Raw genomic sequence first — 22101 nt, 5'->3', positions numbered from 1 at the left:
AACATAACTTGTTATACATATTGTTGTATTTAAGCAAAATATGTGGTGCTATTTTTTGATAAAATGGCGAATATAAATGTAAATAATGGTACAAAATATTTATATTGTCTCATTTTGTATTTAAAGGAGAATTACTATGACAAAAAATGCTGAAAATAAAATCAAATATCTAACACAATGTGAAACAAAAGCCCTTTTTGATGCTATTGAAACTACTAATACTTCTCATTCTACTAGGGATTTAGTAATTTTTAGAATAGCTTATAGATGTGGTTTACGTGTTTCTGAAATATCCTTACTAAAGGTTCAAGATTATAACGCCGAAAAAGGTGAGCTTTATTGCAAACGTCTTAAAGGCAGCAATAATAATACTTTAAGATTAGACTCCAAAACAAAATTACTTTTAGATAAATATATAAGTGAAAATAATATAACTTCGACTTCTCAAATATTATTTACAAGTCAGAAAAATAATCCAATTTCAAGACAAACTTTAGATTATTTAATGAAAAAATACTGTTCTCTAGCTGGCATCGAAGACAAATCTAAATATCATTTTCATGCTATTAAACATACAACTGCTGTTCATTTAGCTGAATCAGATATGGATATAAAAGAACTACAATGGTGGCTTGGTCATAAAGCTGTAACAAATACCGAAGTATATTTCCAGTTTACAACCAAACAACAAGATAGAATGTATGCTAAACTTGCTGAAAAAAGTGAAATGGTATAATAATCAAAATAACCCATGAAATTTTAATATAAATTTTCACGGGTTGTTTCTAATTATCCATTATTCTAATTTTTTTTATTAAATAAGTAAGTTAAGGGATTTATGATTAATTATACTTTTGAAAATGGACATATTTTTCTACAAGTATAACATGAATATATAGTTCCTCCACCAGGTGTTGATGTAGCACATACTTGTCTACATCTTTTCTGATTTATTGTAATACCATCTAGTGCAGATTGAGGACATGCCTTTAAACAAATGTTACAGCTTTCAGTACATAAGTTACGTGCTAAAGCATCTGCAGTTAATTCTATATTTGTAATTACTGCTCCAAAATAAAGTCTATTACCGTACTTTTCATTTATTAATAAGGTGTTTTTACCAATACAACCTATACCACATGCTTGAGCTGCATGTTTTAGTGATAATATTCCTCTACCATGTTTATTTTCAGAATCCCAATATTCATAAGGTTCATCTGATGGAATAGGAATCGCCTTATAGCCTTGTGATTCAATATAAAAAGCAAGCTTAATAGAAATATCATCTAACATTTGAAATATTTTATTTTTTACAAATGTATAAGGAGCTTTAGTATTTGCATCAAACAAGCTTGCTGAAAAATGTTTTCCAATTGATATAACAGATTTTGCTTCAGAATAAATATCCAATGGATGAAATCCTTTTGGAGCATCTTTAAATCTATCAACACCTCCAATTCCACACACATCAACATCAAATGAGTACGCTAATTTTTTTATATAATTACTATCCATAAATTATTTTTAGTAAGGGTGTATCACAAGTATCAAACTCTTACTAAAATTCACTTCCTTTCTTCATTTTATTATTTTATATCAATTGATTTTATAAAGTTATAGGTGAATTCAATAGCATTTCCAGTCAATTCTTCACAAGCATGAGGTGGATCATCTTCTTTAAAGCCATTTGGTCGTAGTTCACAGCATCTCAACGATGAAAATTTCTTAGTAAATTCTCCTGCAAACCGATAACAAATATCAGATATTTCGCTATCACTTTTTCCTTTTAGAACAAGGAAAATTCCTATAAACATAAGTGAACCTTCAACTAAGCCGCACTGTGCTCTATATCCGCCCGCTCCATGCAATCCAATGGCAGCGTGCATTGTTTGTGGATTAACAGTTGTATCTGTCAATTCACTTAAACATGCTAATGTAGTTCTCGCACAATTAATGTCTAGTTCCCAGTAAAGCCGATGTACCATTTCTCTTATTCTATTTATCACTTCATTTCAGCCCTTTCTTATTTCTACTAATTCATGAAAAATTAACTTGAACTGTATTTTATACTAGAGTATCATAAAATATATATATTGATAAGTCGATTATTTAAATTGATTTAATCGCTCTTTACGATTGGTGGTGATTTCTTGGATGTTAAACAACTTCAGACATTTATTGTATTAGCAAGATTATTGAATTTTAGAGCAGCTGCTGAAGAACTTAATTATTCTCAGTCTACTGTCTCAGATCATATAAAAAATTTAGAGCAAGAACTTGGTGTAAGACTTTTTGAACGACTTGGTAAAAAAGTATTTTTAAATGAAGAAGGAAAAAAATTGATTTCTCCAGCTCGAAAAATGCTTCAAGATACTGAAGCAATACATGAATTATTTAATAAAGGTGAAAAGGTTCATGGCAGCTTAAGAATAGGAGCTGCAGAAACTTTATGTGCCTTTTGGCTTCCACCACTGCTTAGAGAATATAGCAAGCTTCACCCTAGAGTTCGGATAACAATGAAGATGGCAGATTGCCTTGAACTTCCTGAGCTACTAGAGAAAAATATTATTGATGTTGCATTCGGCCTTCATGATGAATCTAAAAGAAAAGATCTTTTTCAAATTGATGTTTTTGATGATTTCACTGCTTTTATTGCATCACCAGACCATCCTTTTTCTACTTTGAATAAAATCAATATAAATAAATTGGAAAATCAATCATTTATTCTTATTGAATCTGAAAGTGGTTACTGCATGGAATTGAAAAAACTATTTCAAAAACTAAATGTTAGAGTAGATACCATTATGGAACTTGGCAGTATAGAAGCCATAAAACAGTGTGTTAAAGAAGGGCTAGGTATAAGTTTATTGCCAAGAATAGCCGTTGATAAAGAAATCAAAAATGGAGAGCTTGTGATGCTTCCAATAGAAACTGATAACATTTTAATACATGCTAAAATGTTATATCATGCAAACAAGTGGATATCAGCACCATTAGAAGCCTTAAAGGATATTGTTTTATTAAAAAAGTATGGTGAAGTGTCTTCTTAGAGATTACAAATCATTTATATTTGTAATCTCTAAGAAAATTGATAGAATCCTTTCTTAAAATATCATTTTGTTGAAACATTTGAATTGATCTTTAAATCGTATAACTGCCCAGAGTTTTCACCACTAAATCCACCGAAACCACCGAACATTTGATTGATATTTTGTCTATTTGAAGTAATTGTATTCGTCCACTCATTACTAGGAACAAGCTTTCCATTTTCCTTAATCCAATTCATAATATCATTATTAGAATTTCCGCCCATTGGATTCCCCCCCATACGTCCACCACCATTTACTAATGCATATCTTACATCTCCTGCAGAAACTAATTGCCTAAACTTATCTAAAGTAATTATTTTATCCGATCCACTAAAGCCACCAATAGTCATAACAGGCTCACCAGTTTTAAGTATCAAATCTGAAGCATAAGTCATGGCAGATGGAACAGCAACAAGGTATTTTTCATTTCCTTTATTGTTCTCTAAAAATTGTATAAGCTTTGAATTGCCACTTAAACCTAAATTTTTATTCTGTCTACTATATACAAGCTCCAATCCAGCAGATGGACTACTTCCATTCATTGGATAAAACAATGTAGTAGTTGACCAAACCATGGGAGCTGTCAAAATCCCTATAAAAGCAATACTAGCCACTATTACCTTTAACATTGAATTTTTCTTAGTCGTAAACGTAATTGGATTATTTTCTTCATATCCAACATTCTGTTTTCTTCTTACAATAGTAGCTATAAATAATATTAAAGAAGCTCCTAGACTTAAAATTCCTGTTGCTATAAGTGTAATTTTATATCCATTTGACCTATTATAATTATTTGATAAAATAGCAATCTCGATTAAACCATTTATCATAAATGCTATAGGTAGAAATAACCTTTTCCATCCACCTTCATTATAAAGCTTCCACATAGCTACTAGACCGATTCCAGTTAGAGCTGATATAGAAGGTGCCATAGTGGTTAAATAATATGTGTGAGTTACATTCTTTGAAAAACTAAAATATATAAACTCAGGTAATAGCCACATAAACCAGAATATTAAAGATAATTTTTTCTTATTATCAAAAGGATATTTCAATTTTTCTTTTATTGCCGCTGCTAAAAATCCTATTATAGCAAATGGTAAGAGCCAGGAAATTTGATCTGACAAGTTATTATAAGAAAATAATCTTGTAATACCAGTCTTTGAATTATTTCCCATTCCAAATTGATTACCACCAGGTAAAGTTCTATTATTAGCTGGACTAGATTTATAACTAGTGTTATTTTCTTCTGTTCGAAATTGATTCTGCGATGTATTAGATTTATTTCTTAAATTTTGCCTTTGCCCTTGATCTCTATTCGCATTTCTTCCACCAATACCTACTCGTTCTAATCCATTATGACCTACTATAAGCTGCATTACGGTATTATTAGTACTGCTGCCTACAAAAGGTCTACCATTTGCAGGAACTAAATCTACAGTTACTGCCCAGGATAGTGATACCACTAGAAGTACAACTGACCCTAAAATAAGATGTTTTATCTTCTGTTTATAAGGTAGGGCAGAAGAAAGAAAATACGTTATATATATAGCTGGAGCTATCAGATATGCCTCCACCATTTTTATATTAAAACCTATACCCACAAGTACTAAACTTAAAATGAGGTATTTAAATTTACCTTTTTCAGCAGCCACAAAAAGAGGCCAACATGCTAATAATAAAGCTAAAACAAGTAAGTTATCTATTGTATTATTTCTGCTTGCAGCTACAAATATAGGTGTAATTGCAAGACATAATGCTGCAACTAATCCTGCCAAACTTCCAAAAGATCTTTTAACAAGATAATATATAATCCAAACTGAAATTACTCCGGCAAGTGCTTGCGGAAGGATAACACTCCATCCACTAAATCCAAATATCTTTGCTGATATAGTTTGTAACCAAAAACCTACAGGCGGTTTATCAATACTTACAAAGCCAGATGGATCAGAGGACACGAAAAAGAAGTTTTTAAAACTCATAAGCATACTTTTAACACCTGCTGAATAATAGGTATTGGCATAACCTTCTATGCTTATATTTGCAAAATTTAAAATAGCTGATAATATTAAAATCAATGATACTTCAAAAGTTTCTTTATCAAATTTTATTTTTTTCATTAGCCATTATTCCTCCTACATTTATACCTATAGACATATATTAGATTTATATATTTAATTTCCTACAAACCTGTGTCAGTTTAGTTTCAATTTAGTTACATTTCTATTACTGTATTATTAACACTTTATGAATATAAATCTCATACAATATTTTTCTTAATATTTGTTCATGATTTTTCAGGCAATTTTCCCATTTGGCTAATTACCATTTTATAATATTGCCCTTTTTTATCCATAAGACTTTTATGATTTCCACTTTCTAATATTTTTCCATCACCAATTACCATAATATGATCTGCATCTCTAATAGTAGACAAACGATGCGCTATCAAAAAACTTGTACGATTCTTCATCAGTCTTAGTAATGCACGCTGAATATCTTTTTCAGTTTTTGTATCAACGCTGCTAGTTGCTTCGTCTAAAATTAAAATAGGACTGTCACATAACACTGCTCGAGCAATAGCTATGAGTTGACGTTGTCCTTGACTTAAGTTATCTGTAGCTCCAGATACCATTGTATGATATCCTTTTGGCAATTTGTCAATAAAGTCGTGGGCACGAGCTATCTTTGCAGCACTGATCACCTGTTCATCAGTTGCATCCTTTTGTGAATAACGAATATTATCCATAATTGTACCTGTAAAAAGACAAGTATCCTGCAGTACTACTGAAAAACATTTTCTAAGGCTGTTTCGTTTTAAATTTGCAATTGGTTCATTATCAATTAGAATTCGCCCACTATCTGCATCATAAAAACGAGTGAGAAGGTTGACAATAGTGGTTTTTCCTGCACCAGTTTCACCTACCAAAGCTACAGTTTCTCCTGCCTTGACGCTAAAGCTTACATTTTTTAATATAGGAATCGACTTATTATAGGAAAAACATACATTTTCAAATGTAACTTCTCCATTTGGATGGTCCATATCAATAGCATTTTCCAAATCAGCCGTTTCCTCTGCACTATCCAAAATTTCAAAAACACGTTCTGCTCCCGCTAGTGCTGATTGAATGGTATTAAACATACCTGCAACAGAGTTAAGTGGCTGTGCAGTTTGTTTTGAATAACTCAAAAAACTAACTACAGTACCAACAGATAGACCATATCCAACTGACAATATTCCACCTACAGTAGCAACAATTGTGAAAATAAAGTTATTAATAACATTCATGAGAGGCATCATGTATCCAGACCATATTTGTGCTTTAGTACTACTTTCATTAAGTTTCTCATTAATCTCTTTAAATTGTCTTAAAACATCCTGCTGCTTTCCAAAAGCTTTTACCATTTTTAATCCCAGGATATTTTCCTCAATTACTCCATTGAGTGAACCAAGGCTCCTCTGCTGCGCCAAGAAATAAGTTCGACTTCGTGATGCAATTGTACGTGTTAAAAGCGCTACAAGAGGAATACATAATAAAACAACTATGGTAAGAGGAACATTTAGTGCTATCATTACCACAAAAGAGCCCACTACGGTTAAAACACTTGATATTAATTGTGTTGTTGTCTGTGCAATAGTAGAACTGATATTATCTACATCATTTGTAATTCTACTCATTGTGTCACCATGTGAGCGTGTATCATAAAATTCTAGTGGAAGCTTTTGCATCTTTTCAAAGAATTCTGTACGTAGTACGAATACAAGCTTTTGTGAAACTTTAAGCATTATAACTCCACTAAGAGATAAAATAATCCAATTGACTGCATATAAGACCCCAATTATCATTAAAAACCGCATAAGCATTTTTACATCTACTGTTCTAGTTGAAATTTTAAAGGTGTTAAAAGTCTTTCCTACAAAATAAGGAATTGCAACGGAAATCACTGATGAACAAGCTGTAAGAAGCATGGCCAAAAATATAGTTTTCCCCCACTGCATATATATTTCTATAATCCGCATCAATGTGCCCTTTGCATTTTTAGCTCTTGCAGTTGGTGCAAAACGATTAGTGCCGCCGCCTACTGGTCTCATACCAATAGATGGTCCTTTTACTTCAGCCTTAGAAAATTGTTGTGCCATAGCTTACGCCTCCTTACTACTTTCTATTTGTGTTTTATAAATATCTCTATATACTTCGCACTCTTCCATAAGCTGATCATGTGTACCGTATCCAACTTTTATCCCATTGTCCATAACTAAAATTCGATCTGCAAACATAGCTGTTCCACAACGTTGAGTAACGGTAATTATAGTCTGCTTCCTAGTTTTAGAATTTAGATTTTCCCGTACTTTAGCTTCAGTTACTGCATCTAGAGCGCTAGTTGCATCATCCAATATAAGCACAGATGAATTCTTAAGTATTCCACGTGCTATTGAAATACGCTGCTTTTGACCGCCTGAAACATTAACCGCTGCGCTTCCTAAAAGACTTTCATACCCTTTAGGCATATTCTCAATAAAACCAGCTTGTGCCTTATCTGCGGCTTGATACAGCATTTCATCCGAAGCCTCCCTATTTCCCCATCTAATATTTTCAGAAATAGAACCTGAGAATAGCATTGGTTTTTGCGGTACGATAGCAATATTATTGCGCACTGAATTAATATCTAGCGATTTAATATCGCAGCCATTAACTAGAATTTCTCCACTGTTTACGTCATAGAATCGCAAAAGCAACCATGCAATTGTAGATTTACCGCTGCCTGTTGGTCCTATTATTGCCAGGCTTTGTCCATTTTTAATAGAAAATGATAAATCTTTTATGGCAGGCACACCGCTGCCACTCGGATATGCAAATGTGACGTTTTTAAATTCAATATCACCATTTAATTCTTTTGTTTCACCGCTGCCAGTGAAATCCTCATCACAGTCAATTACTTCTTTAATACGAGCAGTAGAAGCTTTTGTTCGTACAAAAGTGTTAAATATATTTGTTATCATAACTAAAGATATAAGAATTTGTGCCATATAAATTGTAAATGCTGTAATATCCCCTGGCTTTGCAAGATTCAAAGAAAACAACCTGCTTCCTATGAAAATTACAATTATCGTACCAATTCCTACAGTAAGCGTCATTAGTGGCGCTACTAAAGTAATAATCATTTGAGAAGATACTCCCTTTTGCATTAAATTCATATTTGCATTTTCAAACTTATCAGTTTCCTTGTCATAAGTTCCAAAAGCCTTAACCAGGCGCACTCCTATAAGATACTCCTGCACAACTGAATTCACCTTATCCATAGCCTTTTGTAATTTATAATAACGCGGGTAACTGAGCTTCATACTGACAATAATAAGAACAGCAACTACTGCAACAACACTATAAATAATAAGGCTTAACCTAAAGTTAAGCAGGCTTGCAAGTATAATGCTGCCAATACATGTAATTGGAGCCTTCATAAAAATTCTCATAATTCCGTTTACAAATTGTACAACTTGTGATGTGTCATTAGTCATACGTGTAATAAGTGACCCACTTTCAATTTTATCTGTGCTTTGTTCTGAAAAATGCATAATTTTTTCAAACAAATCATATCTCAAATCCGCTCCCATGCGCTGTGATACTTTACTAGCTAAAATGTTTCGCGTAACAGCAAAACATGCACCAACAGCAGTAACTATGAGCATAAGGGCCCCCCAATAGTAAACTTTAGGAAGCAATCCCTGATCAATTCCCGCATTAATGATATTTGACATAAGTGTAGGACCAAGCAAATCACATATTGCTTCAAGAGCAACACAAAGGACAGCTGCCAAAAATGGAAACTTATATTTTTCAAAATATTTACTGTATAAATTCATCTTAGTTATCCTCTTCTTTCTTTTAAAGTTAAACATTCTAATTATAGAAGTTGATTGTGACAATACTGTGACAATTGTATAAGCAAATAAAATTCTTTATAAATATTAGGATAGCAGTCTAGAAAATAGTGTATGATTTCAAAAAGGCTTTATCATAATCAACTTGATTTAATATCAAATATAAATTTTCTTAAATGGTTTAAAAAAGCAGTGGCATATTTGCTATTTATGGAATGCTGATTTTGTACAGCATAAATTGTACGGCTGCATTTTGGATCACGAATTGGAATTAGCACTGCATTTTTTGCGGTTAGCATTCCCCAAGCATATTCTGGCCAAAAAGCAATTCCAAGATTAGAGTCAATCAAGTTTCGGATAGATTCCTGGTTATCACTTTCAAAAATAATTTTCGGTTCAAATCCTTTCTGTTTACAATAATCATCACAAATGGCTCTAAATGGCCTAGCACCTGAAAAGCTAATAAATCCCTCCTGTTCCACCTGCTTTAATGAAATAGATTTCAAGGAGGAGTATTTTCCAGTGCTTGGAACAGCCAGCAATATTTTTTCTCTAAGTAATAATATGCTGTCTTTTGGTATTCTATCTGAGCCGCTGCATGAAATACAAAGGTCAAAATCTGTTTCTTCAGCATCTTGTATTAGTCTAAAGTTTACTTCCGGATATAATTTTTTAAAGGAAATTATAGATTGCGTAATCAGTAACGATGCAGCTAAGATATTTAACTGTATAGTATGTGAAGCTTGTTCGTTAGTTTCCTTTAAGCGAGCAGGCAACGAGTCTAGAGTATTTATAATAGGTAATAATTCAGACTGTAATAGCTTACCAGATGCATTTAAACGGATACTTCTATTTTTTCGCTCAAAAAGTGGTACACCAAGTTCCTCTTCCAAATGTTTAATAGATTGTGACAAAGCCGGCTGTGCAATATGCAAAGAATAAGCTGCCTTAGTCATGTGCTCATACTCAGCTGCAACAAGAAAATATTTTAATTGAAGAATATCCATAATAACCTCCATAATACATAATAAAATACTTATCAATTTAATAAATATTATATATTTTTATTTATGTAAAATCAAAGGTATAATAAAGATGTTAACAAAAGAGAAAAAAAATTATTTATAGAAAGGGCTAAGGTGTATTACATTGTCAGATTTAAAAGAAGATACAAAAATAATAGATAAGTTAGGATATGGAATGTTGCTTGCCTTCGTGGGTGGTTTTATGGACCTATATTCTTATATCGTTCGTGGAAATGTATTTGCTACTGGACAAACTGGTAATTTCGTGCTTGTAGCGGTCCATTTGGTACAGAGAAATTATATAGAAACGCTTCATGCAATTATACCAATTGTGTCTTTCTTGTTAGGTATCTTTATAGCATGGCACTTGTTTTATTCTCATTTTAAAGAAGAAAGAATATCATGGGAGCGTGGGATTCTTGCAATTGAAATATTTATCTTATTTATTACAGGATTTGTTCCATGTTCTTATCCAAATATAATAGCTAATACCTTTGTGTCTTTTGCAGCATCCTTTCAATACTGTGCATTTCGTAAATTTAGTACAAATGAGGATTATGCCAGTATATTCTGTACCGGAAATATGCGATCCTGTGCAGAAAATTTATATAATGGATTCTTGAAAAAAGATAAGCAGTGTCTGAAAAAGGCATTACGATATAGTTATATTCTAATTTCATTTTTCGCAGGAGCAATTATTGGGTCTTTTGAATCAGTAATTTTACACGAAAAAGCAATATGGAGTGTATCTGCAGTGCTTTTAGTAGTATTGTTGAGTTCATTTTTATCAAACACAGCTATATTTAAAAATGCGATTCAGTTTAAAGGAAGCATGAAAGAGCATTTTTAAGGAAATTCCTCAAAATGATTTTTTAATCATTCTGAGGCATTTCCTTTAAAGCTTAAATTCACTTCAATTTATTTCAATTATTATTCTTCTTAATTTATCTTATTTGATTCAAAAAAGTTATAGACATAGTTAGCTGCTTAATAGCTTCATAGGTTAATGATCCAGAACGAGAAACCACTCCTATATATCCCTTTAAAATTATGACAATACGTGCACTTTCAGCAATTTATGACTCTTACCTATGCAGGAGAGCGTTTTTTGTTAGGTGCAAGAAAGCTTTATGAAAGGCGTATCTACAACTGACTGTAAAATTGAACAATTTAAAGGCTATCCTTTTTTAATGGTGGGCAAAAATAACCGCTTTAGAGATAAGGTTGATGAATATCTTTATAAGCAAAATATCAAACCCAATATTCTACTGGAGGCTGAAAATATCGAAACCTTGCTGGAGCTTTGCATTAAAGAAATGGGATTAACCTTTTATGAGGACTTGTTCATTCGGAGAAGATATCAATCCTTTAATGAAAAGGTTGCAGTACTGCCTCTTGAGGATATAAATAGCGAAATGGTGGCTATTGGCTACTATACTCCTAGATATCTTACCTTTGCAGCTAAGGAGTTTATTCGAATGGCAAAAGAACTATTATAAAAAGATTATTAAGAACAATAAGTTTCATGTAAAATGCTTAGTCGACATCATATCTATACTGAAATTTTTATTATAAAAAATGCTGTTTTCGTTTTTCTAAACAAAACAGCATAATTTTATTTAACTAAACTTGTGCACTAAAACATTTTTCCTATACTTCAAAGGTTTCTAAAAAGTGCTTAGACGCAGAGGATAGATACTGATCTTTCATCCACACTATAGTTGTACTTGTGTTCAATGATGGTTCATTAATCACTTTATAACTTAAATTCATATTTGGAATAAGTTCAACCCAATCCTTTGGTATAATAGCAATTCCAATTCCTGTGTTTGCTAGTAGCAATATGGATCGAGTATCCTCGATTTTGCACAGTATTCTTGGCTTAAACCCTTCTTTTTTACATAATTCTATGATCATTTTTTCGTATCTACGATGTACCAACAAGGGCTTATTTGCAAGTTCTTTTAAATATATGTTTTTTCTCTTATTATCCCACTGATAGTTGTTAATAGTTGCTGCTACCATTGGTTCAATAGGCAAACTTATTGACTCATAAATTTCTGAATTCAGAGGTGTCCTTATAATCCCAATTTCTATTACACCACTTTTTAATAGTTCTAATACTTCATCTGTGCTGCATTCTCGTATTTCAAAATTTATGTTTGGATATTTTTTATTAAAACTACATATCCGCTGCGGCAGAAGTATGTTTCCCGAAGAAGATATAGTTCCAATTGATAATGTTCCTTGTAGTCCTTCATTAAAATCCTTTAACTCTTTAACTGTTGATTCCATTAATTCTACCATCTGCTTAGATCTATGCCATAATCTTTGTCCCGCATCAGTCATTTGAAATTTTCTAGTATTTCTTTCTATTAATTTAACATTTAACTCATCTTCTATGAGTTTCAATTGTTGGCTGAGGTGTGGTTGAGCTATATGTAAACTTTCAGCCGCTTTAGTTATATTCCCTTCTTCAGCAATTGCAATAAAATAAGTAAGTTGCTTAATATCCATAAAATTGATCACTCCATAGGATTTATTTATACATATTTTCGTATAAGTATAATAATATATAAATATTTTTTGTATATATATTTCTTTGCTATAATGGTACATGAAATAAAAAATAAAGTCAAACGAGGTATGAAATATGGAACTTTATGTTGGTTTAATTATTTCTTTCTTGCTTCTAATTTTCAGTGTGTTAAAGAATGTTTTTATTGGTTATACGTTAATTACTTGTTGGCTTTTATTTGCAGCGATATCATTAAAAAAAGGCTACACTTTTAATCAAATACTAAAAATGTCATTCAATGGCGGCAAACAATCTTTTGTAGTTTTAAAAATATTTATTTTAATTGGTGCTGTTATTGGTGCATGGATGGCTTCTGGTACAATACCAGGCATAATATACTACTGTTTAAAGTATATAAATCCTTCTACCTTTGTACTTTCAACCTTTATAATCTGCTGTATAACATCTTTTCTAATAGGAACTTCTTTAGGAACGGTGAGTACTGTTGGAATACCTCTAATGATAATAGCTAGGAGTGGAAATGTTAACTTAAATTTAATAGCAGGTGCCATTATAGCAGGTGCTTACTTTGGAGATAGATGTTCTCCAATGTCCTCAAGTGCTTATTTGGTTGCCAACTTAACTAAAACAGATATATATACCAATATTAAAAATATGATACATTCATCTGTAATTCCTTTTATATTGTCATTAGTTTTTTACTATATATTTTCAATATCTCAACCATTAAAAGTTGTAAATAGTGATTTATATGTAGAACTTTTAAAAAACTTTAATATTGATTTTATTATGTTATTACCTGCTATTTTAATACTTATATTGGTATTGTGTAAAGTTAAAATTAGTTTTTCTATTTTAATTAGTACTTTATCTGCTTCTGTACTAGCTATACTTTTTCAGGGCTACCAGCTAAAGGAGGTTATCTCCTTTATAGTTTGGGGATTTAAAATAACTAACCACAGCCCTTTGGAGAACATTATAAAAGGCGGCGGTGTTATATCTATGCTAAGACCTTCGCTGGTTATATTTGTATCCTGTTCTATTGCCGGTATATTTGAAGAAATAAAGATCTTTGATAAACTAAAAAATTTATTTTTAAGATTTCCGTTAGCAAAACATAAGCTATTCGGAATTACTTCAATAGTTAGCATAATAACTGCAGCATTTGGATGTAATCAGTCAATTTCTACTGTTATGACAAATAAAATTATGGAGGACTGCTATAATACTACTAACAAATATCAATTCGCCTTGGATTTGGAGAATTCTGGAATTTTAATATCTGCACTTATTCCATGGAATATAGCTGCATTAGTACCTACATCAACTATGAATGTAAGCGCAACTGGATATTTGCCTTATGCTTTTTATCTCTATATATTACCTATTGTTTATTTCATGTATTTTAGATATTCAAATAAAACTAAAATTAAATGTGGATATATTAATAGCAGCAAATGCTAAAAAATTTTATGGGGGGTAAGTATAATGACAAAGTTAGAATTCATAAAAAAAATAGAAGAAATCTGCCTAGCAGAAAATTGTAATATCTCAAATGCAATTGATATAGTTATGCGTGAGAATAGAATAACCAATGAAGAGTTCATTGCATTATTCTGTAAAGGAAAAAGTAATATAGATGATAGTATAGGTAATATGTCTAATATTTAGAAGAAAGCTAAATATATTATAACTTATATTATAGATAAGCACACCAGACACTTAACTTATACGAGAGATATATTGACATTCTGGAAGGCACATTTAAATACTTTTGTTATAAGTCTTAGCGAAGTGTTTTAGAAAGTCTTAGGACTATTGATATGTTTAAAAGCCTAAATGGCTTTTAACGAGCGACTTATCAATGTCAATTGATAAGTTGGTCCGTCTTGAGGTACAAGTTTATCAATAGTTCTTAGACTTTTAAAATACTGAACTTTAGACTTATAAAAAGTATTTATTGTACCGGAAGATTGTCTCTAAAACTTCTTTACTAATTTTGCTTTTTTGTATTTTTTGCACGAAAGCGCTTAATATTAATTCTTTTGATATTTGGTAAGAGATAGCATTTTTAAAAATGGCTTTTTAGTATACCAGCTGTCACATAAAACTATAAACTAAAAATCTAATAGCAATGGCATTATATTTTGTATCATCTTACCTGCAATTATAAGTTTTGTTTCGCTCTTATTGTAGAGCTTATAACCAACTGGCAATTTAAGATACTTAAGTTTACCACGAAAAAGTATAGGAATACTTATAACTTAGGAAACAAATCAGTGACCATTTAAATAAGAAGTACCATCATGTTTTGTATGGTCAAATAACTTCCTATAGCAATCAAACTTATCTCCAAATTTAGCTTGTAGAGTGTCATCGGTAATTAGGAAGATAGTTATAGCAGATTTAAGTTCCTGTGGAATAAGTGAAAGTAGTGTTTCTATTACTAAAAATGTATAAACAAACAAATTAAGGCTATAAATAATAAATACCTAAAAGAAGTTATAATCTCTTTTAGGCATTTATTATTTATACTAGCATTATAGTAATTAACTTCTCTTACTTTTCATATTTTATTTAATTACGTTTGAAGCTAATTTTTCAGTAATTTTTAAAAATTTATCAATATCCTCAGGTGCATGACAATGTAATGGAGATATTCTAATTGCCCCTTCTAATCCAAAGGATTCAAGCATTCTCTTAGAATATAGGCTTGTTGCTACTCTCTCATATACAATAACACCTAGTTTTTCGTATTCTCTTACGGCCTGTGTATAATCTAAATTATCAATACCCATTGCCATGATTAAGTCTCTTGTAGTTAAATCTTCATAATCAAGGAATACACTAGCACCTTTCATATTTCTTAAGCCAGGCATTTCACTCGTCCCATTAAGCATTCTGTACATTAATGCTCTTTCATGAAGTTTTATTCTGTTCATACCTTCTACAAATAGCTCTCTCCTCTCTTTGCTTTCTATATACTTACTTCCAATCCAGCAAACATAGTTAACTATTTCAGTTATAACTGCAAATTGTGCTGGTGCAGAACTTCCAAGTTCCCATTCATTTGGCTGCTTTGCAAGAAGGCGATGATGCGGCATACTTGCAACTCTATCCGAAACATATGCAATACCTGAACCCCTAACTCCAAAGAATTTGTATGGAGCAAAATTCATTGCATCAACAGGCGTTTTCTCTAAATCAATTACTCCGTGAGGCGCATGTTGAACAGCATCTACAATTATATATAAATCAGATTTTATCTTTCTTGCTTCTCTTACTATGCTTTCTATATCCAATATGGCACCAGAAATATTAGAAGCATACATAATACTTAAAACACAGGTATCTTTATCTATAAGCTTGGCAACTTCTTCAACATCAACACCACCAGTTACAGTATTTGTTTTTATTACTCTTAATTCCTTATTTGTTTTATCTGCATAATACTTCATGGAATCAAAAGCTGATGGATGTTCCAAAACTGTAGTAACCATATTTGTACCTGGAATATTTTCTGCAATAGTACCAACTATTTGGAACATAACTTGTGAAGCTGTTAATGATGTTACTATGCTTCCATTTTTTACATTTAATATTGTTCTTATATCATTAGTTCCATCTTCCTGAATTTTTTGTAAGTATAATGCTGTATCATGAACTCTTTCTGGACAATCAGGTAGTGAATCTATTTCTTGAAAAACCTCTAATGCACTTTTTAGTCTAAAAGAACCACCAGCATTATCAAAAAACAATCTTGTACCTTTTCTGGGATCACTATCTACATTATAAAATTTATCTTTTATTTCCTTTAATAATTCATCTGAAAATAATTCGCCTTTATTAAGATCTTTACTCATTCTTACCCCATCCTCGCTTTATAATTTTGTCTTTTTTATTTATGCTACTATTTCTTTTGCCTTTATTGATTCAAGGTACTTTTTACCTTTTTCAGCATCATATACCCCTTCCCATTTAGACATAAGAACAACAGCTAATGAATGTCCAACAACATTTACCCAGGTTCTTCCCATATCAAGAAGACGATCAATTCCTAAGATAAAAGCAGTTCCCTCTACAGGTATTCCCATAGGTTGTAATGTTGCTATTATTATTATGAAGGCTCCACCAGGTATTCCTGCTGCTCCTTTTGAAGTAATCATTAATATTAAAGCTAATTTTACAAGATCAGCCATACCTAGATGAATATGATACATTTGTGCTATAAATAAAATTGCTAATCCTTCATATATCATTCCCCCAACTAAATTGAAAGTATAGCCAATAGGAATTACAAAGGTTGTTACTGCTTTTGGACATCCGAATTTCTCTGACTTTTCCATCAATTTAGGCAATACTGTTTCAGAACTTGCTGTACTAAAAGCAAGTATAAATTCTTCTTTCATAATTTTAAAGAAGTCAAGAATATTCACACCATATAACTTTCCTATCAATCCATGTACACCAATTCCAAAAACTATTACTAAAGCATAAGTGCAAAGTGTTAACTTTCCTAATGGTACTAAAGCTTTAACTCCAAACTTTGATACAGTTACTGCCATTGTTGCAAATACACCATATGGAGCTACCTTCATAATTTGATTAGTTACCCAAAACATAGCTGTAGATATTCCATTAGCAAATTTAATTACTACTTCTTTTCCACTTTGTGGAATATGATTCAAACCTAACGCCAACATAACTGCGAAAAATATGATAGCTATAAGATCACCCTTTGCAAGGGAATCAATTATGTTGGTTGGAACAATATTTACAAAGGTACTTGCAAGTCCACTCTGACCTAATTTTTGTACATTTGACTCTAAAGTTGTAAGACTTCCTTTTGATAAAAGACTCATATCAACACCTGTACCTGGTTGAAATACAACTCCAACGATTATTCCAAGTACAATGGCAATCAAACTTACTACTTCAAAATAAAGTATAGTTTTAGCACCTAATCTTCCAATATGCTTTGACTCTTCACCTTCACTACCAGCAATACCTACTATAAGCGAACAAAATACAATAGGAACAACAATCATCTTGATCAATCTAATAAAAATATCTGCAATTGGTTGTAAATAGATTACAACTGCCTTATTTCCATAAAAAACAGCTCCTACAATACATCCTAGTATAAGTGCAATAAGGATTTGATATGCTAATGGAAACTTATTCTTTTTAATCATATTTGTCATTTTTACATCCCCTTTACTTCATTAAACTTAGTTTTTATTCTTTCTTAATAAACCTTTTTGATACCATCTAAAAATGCAACTTCAACACTAATCTACATTCATTAATATTGATACAATTATTGTTTAATCAGTAATATCGTTTACAGAAATCTTTATAATAATAGTGTCAAATAGCCCTTAAATGTTTTTATCACAAAAGATTTTTTGTTTAATCTGTCCCTCCTTTATTTTTATTATTTTGAGAATTTTCAAATTACTGAAGTGTTGTAATTCAACTTGAGTATAGTTTACTACATGCAGACTTGTTTGAATAATGAAACGATTTAATGTATAATATCGATAAAATTGATATTTATTGAAAATAGGAGGTTTATAATGAATTTTTTAGGCATTGAAGCTTTTCTTACAATCGTAGAAGCAGGAAGTTTAACTAAAGCTGCAGAAACCCTTTATTTAACTCAATCTACTGTAAGCCATCGTCTAAAAGCTCTTGAACAGGAACTTAATACTACTTTAATTGAGCGAAAAAAAGGCCATCAAGTCATAAGCTTAACGCCTAAAGGTGAAGAGTTTATTTCTATAGCTGAACGCTGGCTGGCACTTTGGAAAGATACATGCATGCTGCAAAACACAGAATCTCGACTCTCCCTATCCATTGGATGTGTTGACAGTCTTAATACATATATATTTCCAACTCTATACAAACAAATTTTAAACCATGAAATATCCATTGATCTCCAAGTTAGAACCCATCAATCTGGTGAAATTTATAATTTATTAGATACTCGTGAGATTGATGTAGGCTTTGTTCTTCGCCAAATAATACATAAAAACATCATAATTGAACCTGTTTTAAATGAAAGAATGGTTTTGATACGTAGAACAGCTGAAGATGATTTTAAGCAGGAATTCCATCCTAATGAATTAAATTCAAAAAATGAGTTTTTTTTAGACTGGAGTCCCAGCTATAGGGCTTGGCATGATTTTTGGTGGGATTCATCTAAGCGTCCTCATGCACATATAGATACTGCATCTCTAATGCTAAATCTAATGGATGATCCTAAATACTGGGCAATAGTTCCTATTTCAATGGCTAATGCTTTTAAGAAAATAACAGATTTTAAAATTTACGATGTTTTAGAACCTCCGCCAAATCGTATTGTCTATAAAATTACTCATAGGTACCCAAAGCCAAGCAGCATAGCTAGTATTAAAATACTAGACGAATATTTAAAAACATTTAAATGTAGTGCTGAATTTATTAAAGAGCAGTAGAATTATTTGATAAGCTTTCTAAATTCTAAAATTACAGCATAATTACTTAAAAGGTTATTACATTCAATATAGATACCAATAAAGTAAAATAAAAGATGACTCCTTAACAACATGGGAGTCATCTTTTATTTTACTAAAACTCATTAAGCATGCTTGATAAATATCGTTTTTTAATCTTCCTAATCTCCTAAAATATCCTGTTCTCTGAATAGGCTTAAAACCGCTGCATCGTAATCATACAATCTTTCTGATTTCCTAATCCTTTTTGCATATTTTGCATTATTAGAAAACATCTGCATCATATAAAACCACAATTCTTTCATTTTAAACAGGACATTCCTATCTCCAAAAAGTGTTCTTTTATAACCTTCATAAATTTTATCATGAAAATCTTTTAGTAAGTCTTTTTCCAGCTTAATATTATTTTCAATCTCATTAATCAATCCTGGATTAGCTAATAATCCTCTACCAAGCATTAAAGTTTCTACACCTTGGAAATCACTCGAAAACTCCTTGTAATCTTTAACTGTAAAAATGTCACCATTATAGCAAATAGGATTTTTGCTTAAAGTCAAGGCATCCTTAAAAATCTTCAGATTAGGTTTATTTTTATAAAAATCTTTTTGAATCCTAGGATGAATGATAAGTTCTTCTATAGGATATTTGTTAAATATCTCAATTAAATTATAAAATTCTTCTGGCTGATCTTTTCCTATTCTAGTTTTTATCGAAATTTTTGTTATCGCATGAGAAAAAATTTCCTCTAAAAACGAATCGAGTTCTTCCGTTTTTGAAAGAAATCCAGATCCCCTATTTTTTGAAACTACAGTTCCAGAAGGACATCCCAAATTTAAGTTGATCTCATTATATCCAAATTTCTTTATTTTTTTTGATGTATGTATAAAATCTTTTGCATTATTTGTTAGTAATTGTGGAATCAAGATTGTACCTTGGTTGTTTTCAGGTAAAATATCATTTAATTCCCGTGCCTTAAAACTGTCACCTTGATTTGCAACAATAAAAGGTGAAAAGTATTTATCTATCTTACCAAAAAAGGCATTATGGGCATTTCTATAAATGTATCCAGTCAAACCTTCCATAGGTGCGAAATAAAAATTCATATATTTAAAAGCTCCTTTGTTTAAATAATGGTATTACTACATTCATATACTCATAACAAATATTATACTTTATTGTCACTTATTATTTCAAATCTATTTCAACTAAAAAATGTACAACTATAATTTTAAGACTAATAAGATTATATTGGTTTGGATATTATTCCTCTGGATGTGACTATTAGTAATGTTGAATTACTTTCTTTCATTATTCAAGTCAAACTACAAAAAGACTTGATTTTATCCATGTAAATCCTCTGGTATAAAGTGTAAACTATATACGAATAAAACGAAAAGGAGCTGTAATTATGAATATTAAGCAAATCCGAAATGCTACAATAGTAGTTCAATATGCAGGCAAAAAATTTTTAATTGATCCAGTCTTAGCAGATAAAGGTACCTATCCACCTTTTCCTAATTCAGTTAGACAAGATCAATTTAATCCTTTAGTTAGCTTACCAACATCAATTGAGGAAATTATTAATGTAGATGCTGTAATTGCAACTCATTTACATTCAGACCACTTTGATGATGCTGCTAAAGATATATTGCCAAAAGATATAAAGATGTTTGTACAAGATGAAGCAGATTCTAAATGCTTAAAAGATGTTGGTTTTCAAAATGTTGAAATTTTAAGAGGAGATACAGCCTTTGGTGATATCAAGTTAACTAAAACAAAAGGCCAGCATGGAAGTGGGGAAATATTAAAATTTACTGGTAATGTGTGTGGAGTTGTCTTCGAACACCCAACAGAAAAAACTTTATATGTAGCTGGAGATACTATATGGTATGAAGGTGTCCAAGAAGCTATTGATGCTAATAAACCAGAAATTATTGTTGTAAATGCTGGAAATAATAAATTTCTAGATAGCAATCCTCTAGTAATGGGAAAAGATGATATCTATGAAGTGCATAAGGCTTCACCTAAGGCCAGAATTATTGCTAGCCATATGGAAGCTGTAAACCATTGGACTTTATCAAGAGAAGAATTAAAAATCTTTATTAATGAAAAAGGAATCTCTTCTAATGTATTAGTACCAGATGATGGCGAATCATACACATTCTAATTTAATGGAATTTATGATTTTATATGACCTCTTTATGATTGGAGTAGCACTTACTATAAAGAAGAAGAGACCAACAGATTGGATAGCACTAAAAAAATCAGGCATTGCCACAATATGGGCATTGCCTGATTTAGTCTATTTCATTAATAATAATAGTTAATTTATAATTTACATAATTATTTAAACCCACCAGAAATTTGTCTAAAATCTCATTGGATGAAAATTTACATTCTAAAAGATAGCAACCATCCCCGCTGATTTTATAATTATGCATTACATAATCTTCTTGTGAGCTTATGAATGACAGATAAGGTTGATGGTGAATACTTTTGGTATAAACATTTATCATTACGTGAACAGGGTTTCCTAATTTAGCTTGATTAATTTTAATAGTATATCCTTCAATAATACCGTTATCCTCTAATTTAGCTACTCTGGATGCTGCCGCCTGCCCTGTCAAATGCACTCTTTCTCCTAACTCTTTCATAGTGATACGGCTGTTCTGAGACAATTCAGTTAAAATACGCTTATCCGTGCTATCTAACATTTTTTAATTCCTTTCATTGCCTTCATTTCATATTTTCTGTTTTAGTATCATCTTATTACAGTTCCATTAATAAAAGGATTATTTATAGTTTACTGTTTCATTTCTGAGAAATATAATTCTAAATAAAAATTATACATTAAAATAAACATATTATCAAATATATGAACTACCCTGTCATTTAGATTTAAATCTGCACTTTGTTTATACAGTTCTAAAGTTTACTATTGACTATTTTGCTAAGCTTAATTTGAGTGATAGCAAGAGTTCATGCTAGAAACGTAAGAAATTGATTATATAAGACATAATTTACTACTGTGTTGACATAACCATGCGTGAAAAAGGGGCTGTCGCACTTA

The 22101-nt window shown here is 31.2% G+C and carries 19 protein-coding genes and 1 pseudogene; 8 read left to right on the top strand and 12 right to left on the bottom strand.

All coding sequences use genetic code 11. The features are described from left to right. Nucleotides 1-136 precede the first annotated feature (136 nt). Nucleotides 137-736, top strand: a complete 600-nt coding sequence (locus I6U48_RS19835; protein WP_218322214.1) for a tyrosine-type recombinase/integrase — start codon at nucleotides 137-139, stop codon at nucleotides 734-736. Nucleotides 737-846: 110 nt separating this feature from the next. Here I6U48_RS19835 and I6U48_RS19830 read toward each other — a convergent pair whose 3' ends face one another. Both I6U48_RS19830 and I6U48_RS19825 read right to left on the bottom strand, forming a co-directional pair. Continuing rightward, a complete protein-coding gene (locus I6U48_RS19830) occupies nucleotides 847-1515 on the bottom strand; it encodes an epoxyqueuosine reductase (RefSeq protein WP_218322213.1) in 669 nt (222 codons plus the stop codon). A 71-nt stretch (nucleotides 1516-1586) separates the two neighbouring features. Next, nucleotides 1587-2006: a C-GCAxxG-C-C family (seleno)protein gene (locus tag I6U48_RS19825; RefSeq protein ID WP_218322212.1), complete on the bottom strand. Its 420-nt coding sequence runs from the start codon at nucleotides 2004-2006 to the stop codon at nucleotides 1587-1589. Nucleotides 2007-2150: 144 nt separating this feature from the next. On the opposite strand from I6U48_RS19825, the gene I6U48_RS19820 reads away from it, so the two are divergent. Beyond that, a complete protein-coding gene (locus I6U48_RS19820; RefSeq protein WP_218322211.1) occupies nucleotides 2151-3050 on the top strand; it encodes a LysR family transcriptional regulator in 900 nt (299 codons plus the stop codon). Between the two features lie 62 nt (nucleotides 3051-3112). On the opposite strand, the gene I6U48_RS19815 is transcribed toward I6U48_RS19820, so the two are convergent. The 4 genes from I6U48_RS19815 to I6U48_RS19800 all read right to left on the bottom strand — a co-directional run bounded on the left by I6U48_RS19815 (nucleotide 3113) and on the right by I6U48_RS19800 (nucleotide 9977). Next, nucleotides 3113-5209 (bottom strand): glycosyltransferase family 39 protein, encoded by a 2097-nt coding sequence (locus I6U48_RS19815; protein ID WP_218322210.1) that lies wholly within the window; start codon nucleotides 5207-5209, stop codon nucleotides 3113-3115. Nucleotides 5210-5376: 167 nt separating this feature from the next. Continuing rightward, on the bottom strand, nucleotides 5377-7230 hold the full coding sequence (locus I6U48_RS19810) for an ABC transporter ATP-binding protein (protein ID WP_218322209.1): 1854 nt from the start codon (nucleotides 7228-7230) through the stop codon (nucleotides 5377-5379). 3 nt (nucleotides 7231-7233) lie between these two features. Then, on the bottom strand, nucleotides 7234-8952 hold the full coding sequence (locus I6U48_RS19805) for an ABC transporter ATP-binding protein (protein WP_218322208.1): 1719 nt from the start codon (nucleotides 8950-8952) through the stop codon (nucleotides 7234-7236). A gap of 158 nt (nucleotides 8953-9110) precedes the next feature. After that, nucleotides 9111-9977 carry a LysR family transcriptional regulator gene (locus tag I6U48_RS19800; protein ID WP_218322207.1) on the bottom strand — a complete coding sequence of 289 codons (867 nt, stop codon included), beginning with the start codon at nucleotides 9975-9977 and terminating at the stop codon, nucleotides 9111-9113. A 142-nt stretch (nucleotides 9978-10119) separates the two neighbouring features. Here I6U48_RS19800 and I6U48_RS19795 point away from each other — a divergent pair, with 142 nt between their 5' ends. Beyond that, complete coding sequence (locus I6U48_RS19795; RefSeq protein ID WP_218322206.1) at nucleotides 10120-10845, top strand: YoaK family protein; 726 nt, start codon at nucleotides 10120-10122, stop codon at nucleotides 10843-10845. A gap of 280 nt (nucleotides 10846-11125) precedes the next feature. Continuing rightward, the gene (locus tag I6U48_RS19790; protein ID WP_218322205.1) at nucleotides 11126-11494 is read left to right on the top strand and encodes a LysR family transcriptional regulator substrate-binding protein; all 369 of its coding nucleotides are present in this window, start codon (nucleotides 11126-11128) and stop codon (nucleotides 11492-11494) included. 151 nt (nucleotides 11495-11645) lie between these two features. On the opposite strand, the gene I6U48_RS19785 is transcribed toward I6U48_RS19790, so the two are convergent. Then, nucleotides 11646-12512, bottom strand: coding sequence for a LysR family transcriptional regulator (locus I6U48_RS19785; RefSeq protein ID WP_218322204.1), 867 nt, complete (start codon nucleotides 12510-12512; stop codon nucleotides 11646-11648). A 136-nt stretch (nucleotides 12513-12648) separates the two neighbouring features. Between I6U48_RS19785 and I6U48_RS19780 the strand changes: the two genes are divergently transcribed. Together I6U48_RS19780 and I6U48_RS19775 are read left to right on the top strand one after the other, a co-directional pair. Next, nucleotides 12649-13998 carry a Na+/H+ antiporter NhaC family protein gene (locus I6U48_RS19780; protein ID WP_218322203.1) on the top strand — a complete coding sequence of 450 codons (1350 nt, stop codon included), beginning with the start codon at nucleotides 12649-12651 and terminating at the stop codon, nucleotides 13996-13998. Nucleotides 13999-14022: 24 nt separating this feature from the next. Then, nucleotides 14023-14205, top strand: a complete 183-nt coding sequence (locus I6U48_RS19775; protein ID WP_218322202.1) for a hypothetical protein — start codon at nucleotides 14023-14025, stop codon at nucleotides 14203-14205. Between the two features lie 449 nt (nucleotides 14206-14654). Here the strand turns inward: I6U48_RS19775 and I6U48_RS30640 are convergent. The 3 genes and pseudogenes from I6U48_RS30640 to I6U48_RS19765 form a co-directional block, all read right to left on the bottom strand. Then, nucleotides 14655-14966, bottom strand: a pseudogene (locus I6U48_RS30640) (IS701 family transposase); the annotation flags it as partial. Nucleotides 14967-15107: 141 nt separating this feature from the next. Further along, on the bottom strand, nucleotides 15108-16397 hold the full coding sequence (locus I6U48_RS19770; protein WP_218322201.1) for an aminotransferase class V-fold PLP-dependent enzyme: 1290 nt from the start codon (nucleotides 16395-16397) through the stop codon (nucleotides 15108-15110). Between the two features lie 39 nt (nucleotides 16398-16436). Further along, a complete protein-coding gene (locus I6U48_RS19765) occupies nucleotides 16437-17729 on the bottom strand; it encodes a cation:dicarboxylate symporter family transporter (protein WP_218322215.1) in 1293 nt (430 codons plus the stop codon). 384 nt (nucleotides 17730-18113) lie between these two features. Between I6U48_RS19765 and I6U48_RS19760 the strand changes: the two genes are divergently transcribed. After that, the gene (locus I6U48_RS19760; protein ID WP_218322200.1) at nucleotides 18114-19013 is read left to right on the top strand and encodes a LysR family transcriptional regulator; all 900 of its coding nucleotides are present in this window, start codon (nucleotides 18114-18116) and stop codon (nucleotides 19011-19013) included. A 179-nt stretch (nucleotides 19014-19192) separates the two neighbouring features. On the opposite strand, the gene I6U48_RS19755 is transcribed toward I6U48_RS19760, so the two are convergent. Continuing rightward, entirely contained in the window at nucleotides 19193-20134 is a 942-nt protein-coding gene (locus I6U48_RS19755; protein ID WP_218322199.1) for a tRNA dihydrouridine synthase, read from the bottom strand. Between the two features lie 305 nt (nucleotides 20135-20439). On the opposite strand from I6U48_RS19755, the gene I6U48_RS19750 reads away from it, so the two are divergent. Next, nucleotides 20440-21198 carry an MBL fold metallo-hydrolase gene (locus I6U48_RS19750; protein WP_218322198.1) on the top strand — a complete coding sequence of 253 codons (759 nt, stop codon included), beginning with the start codon at nucleotides 20440-20442 and terminating at the stop codon, nucleotides 21196-21198. A 130-nt stretch (nucleotides 21199-21328) separates the two neighbouring features. Here the strand turns inward: I6U48_RS19750 and I6U48_RS19745 are convergent, their stop codons facing one another. Further along, nucleotides 21329-21745, bottom strand: a complete 417-nt coding sequence (locus tag I6U48_RS19745) for an Lrp/AsnC family transcriptional regulator (protein WP_218322197.1) — start codon at nucleotides 21743-21745, stop codon at nucleotides 21329-21331. Nucleotides 21746-22101 lie beyond the last annotated feature (356 nt).

This window comes from Clostridium thailandense, from assembly GCF_019207025.1.
Lineage (GTDB): Bacteria > Bacillota > Clostridia > Clostridiales > Clostridiaceae > Clostridium_AM > Clostridium_AM thailandense.
This window is presented reverse-complemented; position numbering and strand designations above follow the sequence as displayed.